Below are 12934 nucleotides of genomic sequence, written 5' to 3'. Positions count from 1 at the left end.
GCATTAACCTGAATAAAAATATAGTTAATGGAAAAAATATTTACCCATCTTTTTTTCTTCTGCTCCATATTTACAGCGGCTTTGGTATGTAGCACCACCGTTAACGCGCAAACTACTGCTGCCCCTGTAACAACTCTGCGTGGAAAGGTAACTGATAAAAAGGACCGCGCGCCACTGGTAGGGGTAACCGTAGTTGAAGTAGATAAAGAAAAACGTACCATTGGCGGCGTTACTACCGACATTGGCGGCAACTTTGCGTTGCGGGTTAAAAGTCCGCAAAACAGGATATCAGTCTCTTTAATAGGCTACAAAACCGTTGTGCTGGATATAAACAACCGCACAACTGTTACTGTACAACTTGAGCAAAGCACAAACACACTAGCCGATGTAGCTATCACCGCTAACAGGACATCGAGCAATGGTTTGCTGCAAATAGATCAGCGCAACTCAACAACTGCTGTTGCCAAATTAAGTGCTAAAGATATTGAAGAGCTTTCGGCATCCTCTATCGATCAGGCTATACAGGGGCGTTTACCGGGTGTAGACATTGCCGCAAACTCAGGCGATCCGGGTGCAGGTATGCAGATACGTATCCGCGGAACCTCTACCATTAATGGTTCAACCAATCCACTTATTGTATTGGATGGTATGCCTTATGAAACCAACATACCTTCCGATTTTAATTTTGGTACGGCCGATGAACAGGGCTACGCCTCCTTACTTAACATTGCACCATCGGATATTCAGGATATATCTGTATTAAAAGATGCTGCTGCAACAGCCGTTTGGGGATCCAGAGCGGCAAATGGTGTGTTAATTATAAACACTAAACGGGGTAGAGTTGGAGCTCCGCAGGTTACTTACACCGTTAAGGCAACCGCTTCAAGGCAACCCAACGCCATACCCATGCTTTCCGGCGATCAATATTCCCAATTAATACCCGAGGAAGTAATGAACCGTACCGGTACGCCGCTGAATACTGAAACGGTTAAAGAGTTTTTATACGACCCCAGCGACCGTTATTACTACAACAACTACAGCAACAATACTAACTGGATTAATGCTATAACACGTACCGGTTATATGCAGGATCATTCCTTGTCATTATCTGGTGGTGGAGAGAAGGCGCGTTATTTTGCCTCAGTAAGTTACCTTAACCAAAAGGGCACAACTATTGGTACAGGCCTAAACCGTATAACAACCCGCCTTAACCTTGATTACAACGTATCAGACCGAATTCGGTTCCGTACTGATGTTTCTTACACGCGTTCAAATACAGACCGGGTTTATGATGACGATACCCGCAGCATTGCTTACCAGAAAATGCCTAACATGAGTATTTATGAGTTCAATAGTGCGGGTAATAACACAGGTAATTATTTATCGCCTATACAAAATATACAGGGCAGTTATCCGGGCACCTTTAACCCGGTAGCCATGCTAAACGCTGGTAAAAACAACGTAATTGGCCAGCGTATAGTGCCGCACTTTAACCTGCAGTATGATATACTGCCCAGCTTATTCAGAGCTACTTTTGATGTACAGTTTGACATCAACAATACTAAAAACAAAACCTTTTTACCTCAGATAGCTACCGGTCGCCCTATAAGCGATGTAAATGTGAATAATGCTTTTGATGGTGATGCAGATCAGTTTGGCATTATTACCAAAACTAACTTCATATATACTCCCCGTTTAAACGATAAGCACAGCTTAATGGGGCTGGTATCTTTTATCACCAACGACAATAAGACAACTACATTACAAGCACAATCATCAAACTCAGCATCGGTAAATCTTCAAGATCCGTCGGTAGATGGTCGTGTGCGCAATCTGAGTTCTGGCTTTACACAATCGCGCAGTTTGGCCGCATTGATGAATGCGCAGTATGGGTTTCTGGACCGCTATATTGTTAATATGGCTTTACGTGCCGACGGTAACTCTAAATTCGGTCCTGAAAATCGCTGGGGTTTGTTTCCATCCGTATCCACACGGTGGAGAATATCCGGCGAACCTTTTATGAAAAAGTTAACGGTTTTTGATGATCTGAGCTTACGTTTAAGCTATGGAAAGAGCGGTAATGATCCTAAAAACAATTATTCGTTCTATAACATCTATGGAAATTATGCTTATGATTATTTAGGCTCATCGGCTGTTTATTCGCAAAATATCGAATTACGCAACCTGCGTTATGAGACAGTAACTGGTCAGGATATAGGTTTAACCTTTGCCATGCTGAAAAATCGCATCAACGTAGATGTGGATGTGTATCGTAACCGTACCACCGATTTGTTCTTTAACGGGCTAAGATTGCCTGGTATATCTGGCTTCGGCAATATAAACCTCAACGTGGGGACCATGGATAACCAGGGTTGGGAGATAAACTTAGGTGCTGTGGCGGTAAAAAGCAAAAAAGTTATTGTTGAAATGAACTTTAACATTGCCAATAACACTAACGTTATACGTAGCATATCAGAATTTTACCCGAGTACTAAGGGCGACATTACCACCAACGGGCAGTATAAAACGTTACTGCAAACCAATAATCCATTCGGGTCTTTTTATGGGTTCCGCTTTAAAGGGGTATACAAAGATCAGGCCGCTACCACAGCCATTAATGCAAACGGACAACCTATAGTAGGCCTGGACGGGCAGCCGCTGCAAATGCGCTTTAATTATCCGGCAACCGACTACCTTTTTAAACCCGGCGATGCTATATACGAAGATGTGAACCATGATGGTAACATTAATTACCAGGACGTAGTTTACCTGGGTAACGGTAACCCTAAGTTTACCGGTGGTTTTGGGCCAACAATTACCTATAAGGGCAACTTGAAAATTAACGCTTTCTTCAGTTTCAGAACCGGTTACCAGCTCGTTAACGGCACCCGCATGCTTACCAGTAACATGTACAATTTTAACAATCAAAGTACCGAGGTATTGCAAAGATGGCGTAACGAAGGCGATGTAACTAATGTTCCGCGGGCGTTATGGAATGATGGATATAACTGGCTAGGCTCGGACCGGTATGTGGAAGACGGCTCTTTTATACGCTTACGCTCGGTAACAGTTAGGTATAATTTAACCAAAAACCTCCTTAACCGAATTGGCATACGTAGTGCAAGCATTTACGTAACCGGCGAAAACCTGATAACCTTTACCAAATACACTGGTCAGGATCCTGAAGTTTCTGTAAAAGGCAGTGATCCGTTCAGGGTAGCTACCGATAATTCGATGACGCCGCCAACCCGCAATTTTGTAACGGGTTTAGTGGTAGGTTTTTAAGTATGAATGATAAGTACTGGCATGAATAAAAAAATTAAATATCCGGTTATATTATTGCTGTTGATGCTTTGCTCCACATCATGTAATAAGTACCTGTCGCTTGAGCCACAGGATGGCATCATCCGGCAAAACTTTTGGAAGACAAAGGAGCAGCTCAAGGCTGCGGTTATGGGCTGTTATGCTGCAATGCTGACTGATCCGCTAGTAGAAGACTTGTTTTTATGGGGCGAATTGAGAGCTGATATGCTTTCACCCGGCTCGGGCATCAGGAACCCAGAACTAAATGTGATTAACGTTAACATTACCTCTACCAATACCATAACCGATTGGTCTGTAATATATAAAGCGATAAACAATTGCAACACGGTATTGGATTTTGCTCCGCAGGTTATGGAGTCAGATAACACACTCACCCAAGCCACTTTAAACGGTTATATGGGCGAGGCGCTGGCTTTACGCGGCCTGCTATACTTTTACCTGGCCCGCAGTTTTGGCGATGTGCCACTCAAACTCAAATCCACAACCAGTGATGATGATGTGTTGCAGATAGCCAAAAGTACGCAGCAGGAAGTGTTTAACCAGGTTTTAGCCGATTTAAAACAGGCCGAACAATATGTTGCAACAACCTACGGTAACCGTAACGACGATAAGGGGCGGATAACAAGGTACACGGTAAACGCTACCCTGGCTGATCTTTATTTATGGATGGACAGGTATGACGATTGCGTTAAAGCTTGCGATTACATTATCAATTCAAATCAGTTCATCTTAATACCCGGCGATAACAACTGGTTTACAACCCTTTTCTTTCAGGGCAACTCCAATGAAAGTTTGTTTGAGCTGCAGTTTAGCCAAAATAAACTTAACCCGTTTAACGACATGCTGGCTGTGGCAAATAAACGCTTTAGGGCTGCACTAAAAGTAGCTCCCGAGCTTTACACTGTCGATAATATTGATATTACCAATCAGGACATACGCGGTAACGGTGCGTCAGTAAGATTTAATGATGGTAGCATTTACAAGTATCAGGGCATAAGCGGCAGCTCAACCCGTACCTCGGCTACTTCATATGCACACTGGTTTGTTTACCGCTATGCTGATGTATTGCTTATGAAAGCTGAGGCGCTTAATCAGTTAAATAACGGACAAGGCGCGCTGGACATTATTCAGATTATACGTGAAAGGGGCAATGCGCTGCCAACATCGGCAGCTATTGTGCAGCCCGACGACAAATCGGGTATAACCGATTATTTGCTTAATGAGCGTGCCCGTGAGTTTGCCTATGAAGGTAAACGCTGGTATGATTTGCTCCGCAACGCCCGCCGCAATAACTACGAAAGAATTGACCTGTTGCTTGATATCGTAAGCACAACAGCCAGCCCGGAATATCAGCAGGCAGCTATTGTTAAATACCGCGATAAACGCAGCCATTATTTCCCCATCTTTTTGGGAGAGTTGCAAACTAACAAAGCCTTGGTTCAAAATCCTTTTTATCAATAAGTACTACTAAATAAAGTGTTTATGAAGACATTAATAAAGCACAAATGGATAGCATCAATAACCCTGGTTTGGATATTGATAACCGTTTTGTCGGCCTGTAAACGCGAGGAATTTACAGTGAGCACAACCGGCGATGTAAACATAACCGAATACCTGAAGAACAACCCTGGCAGCTTCTCTCTATTGTCTAAAATATTAGAGATAACAGGCAGCGATAACTCCTTGGGCGGCTATGGAACTTATACCCTGTTTGCTCCAAATAATGAGGCAATAACCAAGTATCTTGCCGAGATTGGCAAAGCCTCTGTAGAGCAGGTTGGTGTTGAGGACTTGAAGGACCTAGTTAAGTTTCACCTCATTAGAGATACCATTACCACCGACAAGTTTACCGATGGTAAATTACGTACCGTAACCATGTATGGTCAGTCTCTACTAACAGGAGCACAAAACATAAATGGGGTAACAACGCTAACCATAAACAGGCAGGCTACACTTTTGCAGGCCAACATACGTACAGGTAATGGCATCATCCATGTTATTGATAGGGTACTAAAACCGTCGAGACTTACGCTGGCGCAAACTATTGAACAAAACCCGGCCTACTCCATATTTACCGAGGCATTAAAGGCAACCAAGCTGTACGACACGTTGAATATACTGCCAACCAATAACCCCGACACCACAAGGCGGTTCCTGACCGTACTGGCCGAATCGGATGCGGTGTTAAAGGCAGCCGGTATAAGTTCATACAGTGCTCTGAAGGCTAAATACAGTAACACCGGTAATCCGCAACTGGCAAATGATAGCCTGCATCTTTTCATTAACTATCACATCTTGCCTGGCTTAAAATATTTACCGGATATTTTCAATGCATCTTCACACACTACATTGTCGCCGCTTGATGTAGTTACTTCCAAGCTTGTTAACAAGAGCGTCTTAATTAATGACGACACCTTTAATGGCATCTACGAGCCAGGTGCTGCTATTGATAGGGCATCGAGCGATAATACCACATCAAATGGCGTGCTGCATTTTATGGCTAGTCATTACGCCATAAAGGTAAGATTTCCAATACCGGTATACTGGGAGGTAACCGACCAGCCTGAATTTAAAGCGCTTACTGGTGTCTATCGTGTTACTAATAAGAACAGTCCTAGTTATTCGAACGGCGATTTGAAGGATATAAGCTGGCAAACCGGTTCTGTAAGTTATCGGGTGGCACCAGAGGCACGTCAGTTTTACGTGTATAATAACGATTATTTGTTTATAGCTGCGTTAAGAACTGCCGCAACCGCCAACAGCTTTGTTGAATTTAAAACACCATTGCTGGTTAAAGGCCGGTATAAGGTGTGGGTAAGCTTTGTAAGACGCGGTGGTGGCAGAGGCGTTTCAGTATTGTTCGATGGACAACCTTTGTCGCGGGTGCTTAACCTGACCGAAAGCTTGCCTGCCCAAGTGTTAGTGGGTAACAAATGGACGTACCCTGCCGGCACAACTCCGGAGTCACTGGAGGCATTGGGTAAAAAAATGACTTTCGGGGGTAATGTACCTTATTACAACAACCCCGCCCAAACTATTGATTACTATCGTGACAGCTACGCTTTATTGGCTGGTACGATTGACGTGACCAAAACCGACCGTCATTTGCTAAGGCTGCAAGCAGTAGCCGATGTATCTGGTGACGTACAGATAGATATGATCCACTTCATTCCCGAAAATATGGACCAGCTTTATCCAAAGTTTAACCCCGATGGCTCAATAGTTTATAAACAGTAACAAGCCTAGCATGACATTAAAAAACTTATTCAGATTTATAGCATCAATTATATTCATTGCAACGCTGGCAGCCTGCAATAAATATAATGAGCAAACTAAAGCTAACAGCGAGGCTTTGGAGCAATCGCTTGCGCAGCTAATACAGCAAACGCCATCCATTAGCCGTTTTAATGAGCTTTTAGTAAAAACCGGATATGACAAGTTGCTGGCTACATCAAAAATGTACACGGTTTGGGCTCCGGATAATCAAACACTGCAATCGCTTGATGCTGCTATTACAAACGATGGTGAACGCCTGAAGCAATTTGTAGGTAATCACATTGTTAATCTGGCTTACTATACTAACAGCCCCAATCCAAGCCTGCGTATTAAAACGCTCAATGGTAAGTATATCAAACTTACATCAACGCAGTTTGAAGATGCTACTATTACACAAGGCAATCAGTATGTTGGTAATGGTGTACTGCACATTATTAATAAAATAGTGTTACCTAAACCTAATGTTTGGGAATACATTACCGGCACAGCGTATAAACAGAAAGATTATATAAAAGCGTTAGACTTTACCGCAATTGATTCTTCTAAAGCGGTGCAAACCGGCCTTGATCCGGCTACCGGAAAGCCCATTTACCAGGCGGGCACAGGGTTGATTACCAAGAACTATTTGTTTGACCGCGTTGGCGATCTGCGTAATGAGGATCAGGAATACACATTTATTTTGCTAACCGATGATGCACTCGACGCCGAAAAAAATAAAATTAAGCCTTATGTGCAAAGCACAACAGAGGCCGAAACAGATAAGCTCAGCTCTTTGCATGTGATAAAGGATCTGGTAATAAAAGGTGTTTATGCCCCTCAAGACTTACCTGCTACGCTTGTATCTGCCGATGGGGTAGTTGTGCCCATTAATAAAAATGCTATACTCGAAACGCGCGTTACCAGCAATGGCATAGTGTATGTAATGAGTGAGGCAAATGTAAAGCTCTCTGATAAGATCAGACTGGTAAAGCGGGAAGGAGAAAAACCTGACGGCTTTAGCCGAAACGACAAAAGTGGTAACATAGCTTATCGGCTAAGGGTAAACCCCAACAACGGGCAGCAGTTTAATGACATTTATATTTTTAACCACAAAATACCGCTGTTTAATGTAAGATATAACCTGAAAGAGCTTTACAAGGTTAAATACAAGGTGTACTGGGTAGCTCCGAATGATGTACAAACATTAACATTTAAACAGCGCTTTGCGGTAAACGATCCAAACTCAACTGCGTTTGCCGAAACACAGGTCAACTTAAAAGACTATAGTGAAATTTATGTGGGTGATTATTCTCCGGCAACATTTGGCGGCATAACAGCCTATGTTATAGCGGCCAACAATGGCGTAGATCAAACCAACTCTATAAACCTCGATTATTTCATACTGGTGCCGCAAATACCCTAACTAATTGATAAGATTTTTATACAACCTATAAACATGCGCATATTTACCAAAATACCTGTATTGGCTATATGCGGCACACTGTGCTTGTGTACGGCAGCTTATGCCCAGCAAACCAGCGCTCCGCAGACAGCTACTGCAGTTAAAAATAAGAATATAACCGGGTTAGAAGTAACTGGTCAGGTTACCGACGCTGCAACTAAAAAACCGCTGCCCGGCATAAATGTAGTTATTGAAGATGTATCGGCAGCAATTACCGATGACAGGGGTAATTTTAAAATTACCGCACCTTCGCGCAATAGCTTGCTTCAGGTATCGGGCCAGGGTTACCAGTACAAAGAAGTGTCTGTAAATAACCGTAAAACCATTAACGTAGCACTTTATGAGGATAGTTTTGCCTCGGTTTATGATCAGGTAACACTTCCATTCAGGCAGGTAGCAAAATCGCAGATCAACTATTCGGTTGCTTCTGTTAATACCGACGGCAGCTGGAACCGCCCTAAAGAAACGCCGGATAATTTTTTGCAGGGGCAGGTAAGCGGCCTCAATGTAACACGGCGTTCGGGAACGCCAGGGGTTGGCGCGAATCTTTTTTTACATGGTTTTAACTCTTTAAATGCCAGTAACCAACCATTATATGTAATTGACGGAATGATATATGATGCCAGTACTTATGGTAACTCTATCATAAGTGGTCATGTTACTAATCCACTTTCTAATATCGACATTAAAGATATTGATAACATAACTGTTGTAAAGGATGGTGCCTCTTATTATGGAAGCCGGGGCGCAAACGGCATAGTATTCATCAATACAGCGCATGCAAAAGAGCTAAGCACACGTATAGACTTTGCTGTTTATGGTGGCATGAATTTTACTCCCAAAAATGTCCCGCTTCTAAAAAGCAATGATTACCGCTTGTACTTATCTGATGTTTTGAGGAGTGCCGGGCAAACCGATGCGCAAATTCAAGCGCAACCCTACATGAATGATAATCCGGCTACCAACCCGGCCTATTATCAGTATCATAACGAAACAGATTGGCAAAAGAAGGTATTCAGCACCAGCTACAGCCAAAATTATTACCTTAAAGTAACCGGTGGCGATAATATAGCTAAGTATGCGCTATCGGTAGGCTACTTAAACAATAGTGGTATTATTGACAGTACCAGCCTGCTGCGTTACAGCACCCGTTTTAATGCCGATTTAAACTTAACAGCCAAGCTAACGGCTAATACTAACTTGTCATTTTCATCGTCCGAACAAAACCTGCGCGATCAGGGATTAAGTACTTCTAACCCTATGTTGGTTAGCTTGGTAAAAGCGCCGTTCTTGTCAATTAACCAGATATCTGAAACCGGCGTACAATCGCCCAATTTGGCCGATGTTGATGTGTTTAACGTAAGCAATCCGGTCTCGTTAATTAAGAACGCACAGCAAACCAACAAGTACTACCGGTTCTTCGGCTCTGTAAAATTCAATTACCAATTTAATAAACATCACAGCCTGAGTTCTTTAACTGGCTTGGTTTATGATAAAGTGCGTGAAAATACCTTTATACCACGGTTAGGTGTAGCACCAGACACGCTTAGAAACGCGGTAGCTTACAGTCGCCTGGGTGCATCTATTCAGCGTTATAATTCATTTTATAATGACACCTGGTACAGCTACAAAAGGTCATTTACCGGTGAGCACGATCTTATGTTTAACGCCGGATTCCGGTATCATGATAGTGAAAGCGAGCAGGATTATGCCCAGGGATATAACTCGCCAACAGATGATTTTGTAAGCATAGGCACCGGTGTAAGCAGTTTACGCCGTCTTAGCGGAGATTATGGAAAATGGCGATGGCTAAACACTTACGCAGCAGCTAATTATAGTTTTCAGCACAAGTACTTCGTCTCGGCTAATCTTTCAATTGATGGCTCATCACGCTTCGGTAAGGAAATTCCGGGGGCGTTAAGTATAGCCGGCAACAAGTATGCGGTACTGCCATCAGTAGCGGCTGGCTGGCTCGTCTCGTCGGAAGAGTTTATGTCGGGTTTGAGCGCCGTTGATTTGTTTAAGGTGAGAGTGAGCTACGGCTTAACCGGTAATGATGATATTGGCAATTACAGTACCAAATCTTATTACGTTTCACAAAACTTGTTGGGCTCACAAGGTTTAGTACTGGGCAATATTGCCAACTCGCAACTACAGTGGGAGTTGAGCAAAAAAGCCAATTTGGGTTTGGATATTGCTCTATTTAATGAGCGTCTGTCTTTAAGCATTGATGCTTACCATAACGTAACATCAAAAATGATAACCTTTGACCCGGTTAGCAGTGCTGCGGGTATGCGCTATGTAATAGCTAATAGCGGTGGCATGCGCACCAACGGAGTAGATCTGGCTTTAAATAGCCGCATTATTAACAGCGCCATTAAGCTCGATGTGGGTGTTAACCTGTCAACCTATAGTAATCGCATTACAGCCTTACCATCTAACAACACTGTTACCAACTATGGCGGTGCTACAGTTGTTACGCAAATAGGGCAGCCTGCTGCTATGTTTTATGGCTATAAAACCAGTGGGATATACGCGTCAAATGCAGAGGCTGCAACCGCAAATTTAAGTATAAGAGGCACCGATGGTGGTTTAATTCCTTTTAGAGGGGGAGATGTGCGTTTTGTTGATGCCAATGGCGACCGCGTTATTGATGATAACGACCGGACTATAATCGGGAACCCTAACCCCGACTTTTTTGGAAGCTTTAATGGGCGTTTAAGCTATAAAAATATATCTATAGCTGCATTATTTACGTTCAGCAGCGGTAATCAGCTTTATAACGGCCCAAGAGCTATCCTGCAGTCACTGTCATCACCAGCCAATCAGTTTGCAAACGTTATAAACCGTTGGCGTTTTGACGGGCAGGCAACCGACGTACCGAGGGCAGCCTACAGGGACCCTATGGGTAACGCCCGCTTTTCGGACCGGTTTATTGAAGACGGCTCGTACCTGCGCTTAAGAACACTGGCTATAAACTATAACCTGCCGGTTAAACCTAAGTTCATGAAGTACGCAACCATTTATTTAACAGCCGATAATTTATTTACGGTTACTAAGTATTTAGGCTACGATCCGGAATTCAGCGGATCGGGTAGCGCCTTAGCACAAGGTATTGATACGGCTTTAGAACCCAACTTCAGATCGGCGCAATTAGGCGTACGTATTGGACTTTAATAAGAACACAACATGAAACTTAAAATATCTTCTGTTATAAAAAGTGCAGCGTTAGTTGTATTGTTGTCGGGCTCATACTCATGCCGCAATATGTATGATGTAGAGCCTCAAAACCAAATTGAGTACAAAAACACATTTCAGAATATATACGATGCCGACGCAGCCGTTATTGGCATATACGGTAAAATGCTTGGGCTGGCCAGGCAGTATGAAGTACTCAATGAGTTACGTGCCGATTTAATGGACGTAACCCCTAATGCAGGTGCCGAACTGCAGCAAATTAACACGCACAGCGTTCAGGCGGGTAATACTTATGCCGACCCGCAGCCTTTTTATACCGTTATACTCAACTGTAACGATGTAATGAAGAACTTGAAAGTAATGTACGATACTAAAAAGCTAACCAGCAACGATTTTAACCAGCGTTGGAGTGATGTTGCCGCCCTGCGTTCGTGGTTATACTTTCAGTTGGGTTTACAGTTTGGCGAGGTGCCCTATGTTACAGAGAGCCTGGCTAATGCGGCCGATGTGAAGGATGAAAGTAAATATCCGAAGTTAAAGCTCGATGCATTAGTAAAAACACTTATTGCCTTTATGGAGGCATTACCGTATAAAGATCCTTACCCGGCAGCCAACTCACTGGTTACTCAAATAGACGGCTATCCATCAAAGATTTTCTTTATCAACAAGAAATGTTTACTGGGCGATTTGTATTTGTGGAATAACGACTATCATAATGCTGCAGTAGTTTATAAACAAGTACTGGAAACATCGACACCTGCAGGACCGAGTGATAGTTACAATTACTTTAATACCTACACGCTTAATAGCGGCTCAGACAATGATGCTGTTACGGCAAGCGCCTGGCAAACATTTTTCTCGCGCTCTACACAAGATCGTGAATATCAAACCGAGTGGATATGGTCTATGGTGTTCGACAAAAACTTTGCTCCGGAAAATCCATTTGTTGATCTTTTTGCAAATTCAGGCGGCAGGTACTTGGTTAAACCATCACAAACAGCAATTGATAATTGGAACGCCCAGCAGCAAAGTGACGGCACACCATTTGATTTAAGAGGACCTAACAATACATATAGGATTATAAATGGACAGCCGGTAATTGTTAAATTTTTATACAACTACTTAAGCACGTCTACAGGCTTGCCTATAAACCAGCTTGAAAAAAATGGCAAATGGTTCTTGTATCGTACGGCAACCCTGCACTTGCGTTATGCAGAAGCCGCTAACCGCGATGGTCAAACCAAAATTGCCTGGGCGCTGGTAAATGCTGGTATAAAAAGCGCGTATGATGATTTAACGCAGCCTGATGCAACTAAACGAAGAATAACGCTATTGCCTGAGCCTTATGCGTTTGATGCACGCAAACTTGATGCGCCCTCAATTCGTGGAAAGTATCACCGCAATTTGGGTATTCGTGCGCGTGTTAACACCACGCTGCTTAACGTAAACCTGCAACAGGATATGCTCGGCATGGAAGACAAGCTAATGGAGGAAGCCGCCCTGGAGTTAGCGTACGAGGGTAACCGGTGGCAAGATCTGATGCGTATAGCGCAACGCCGTAACAATCCGGCTTTCCTGGCCGATAAGGTATACAATAAGCTTTTGAAAGATGGCAACCCTGCAGCTTCGGCGGTAAGGGCGCGCCTGATGAATACAAGCAACTGGTTTTTACCTTTTAAATAACAAAAACAAAAA

Annotated in this window: 6 protein-coding genes; all 6 read left to right on the top strand. The window is 43.2% G+C overall.

Annotated elements, in window-relative coordinates; genetic code table 11:
* Positions 1 to 27 precede the first annotated feature (27 nt).
* Genes ABDD94_RS14365 through ABDD94_RS14340 form a run of 6 tightly spaced genes read left to right on the top strand, consistent with a single transcriptional unit; the run spans position 28 to position 12922 of the window.
* Positions 28 to 3285 carry a SusC/RagA family TonB-linked outer membrane protein gene (locus tag ABDD94_RS14365; protein WP_345952816.1) on the top strand — a complete coding sequence of 1086 codons (3258 nt, stop codon included), beginning with the start codon at positions 28 to 30 and terminating at the stop codon, positions 3283 to 3285.
* Between the two features lie 21 nt (positions 3286 to 3306).
* Positions 3307 to 4785, top strand: coding sequence for a RagB/SusD family nutrient uptake outer membrane protein (locus tag ABDD94_RS14360; protein WP_345951394.1), 1479 nt, complete (start codon positions 3307 to 3309; stop codon positions 4783 to 4785).
* A 21-nt stretch (positions 4786 to 4806) separates the two neighbouring features.
* Complete coding sequence (locus ABDD94_RS14355) at positions 4807 to 6561, top strand: fasciclin domain-containing protein (RefSeq protein WP_345951395.1); 1755 nt, start codon at positions 4807 to 4809, stop codon at positions 6559 to 6561.
* A 10-nt stretch (positions 6562 to 6571) separates the two neighbouring features.
* A complete protein-coding gene (locus ABDD94_RS14350; protein WP_345952815.1) occupies positions 6572 to 8002 on the top strand; it encodes a fasciclin domain-containing protein in 1431 nt (476 codons plus the stop codon).
* 33 nt (positions 8003 to 8035) lie between these two features.
* The gene (locus tag ABDD94_RS14345) at positions 8036 to 11218 is read left to right on the top strand and encodes a SusC/RagA family TonB-linked outer membrane protein (protein ID WP_345952814.1); all 3183 of its coding nucleotides are present in this window, start codon (positions 8036 to 8038) and stop codon (positions 11216 to 11218) included.
* A 12-nt stretch (positions 11219 to 11230) separates the two neighbouring features.
* Positions 11231 to 12922: a RagB/SusD family nutrient uptake outer membrane protein gene (locus ABDD94_RS14340; RefSeq protein ID WP_345952813.1), complete on the top strand. Its 1692-nt coding sequence runs from the start codon at positions 11231 to 11233 to the stop codon at positions 12920 to 12922.
* The last annotated feature ends 12 nt before the right edge of the window (positions 12923 to 12934 follow it).

The organism is Mucilaginibacter sp. PAMB04168, assembly GCF_039634365.2.
Classification (GTDB): Bacteria; Bacteroidota; Bacteroidia; order Sphingobacteriales; family Sphingobacteriaceae; genus Mucilaginibacter.
The sequence above is the reverse complement of the archived record's forward strand: the minus strand, read 5'-3'. Positions and strand labels throughout refer to the sequence as shown.

Coding starts and splice junctions, on each gene's coding strand:
- ABDD94_RS14365 (WP_345952816.1), top strand. CDS start 28: ATGGAAAAAATATTTACCCATCTTTTTTTCTTCTGCTCCATATTTACA.
- ABDD94_RS14360 (WP_345951394.1), top strand. CDS start 3,307: ATGAATAAAAAAATTAAATATCCGGTTATATTATTGCTGTTGATGCTT.
- ABDD94_RS14355 (WP_345951395.1), top strand. CDS start 4,807: ATGAAGACATTAATAAAGCACAAATGGATAGCATCAATAACCCTGGTT.
- ABDD94_RS14350 (WP_345952815.1), top strand. CDS start 6,572: ATGACATTAAAAAACTTATTCAGATTTATAGCATCAATTATATTCATT.
- ABDD94_RS14345 (WP_345952814.1), top strand. CDS start 8,036: ATGCGCATATTTACCAAAATACCTGTATTGGCTATATGCGGCACACTG.
- ABDD94_RS14340 (WP_345952813.1), top strand. CDS start 11,231: ATGAAACTTAAAATATCTTCTGTTATAAAAAGTGCAGCGTTAGTTGTA.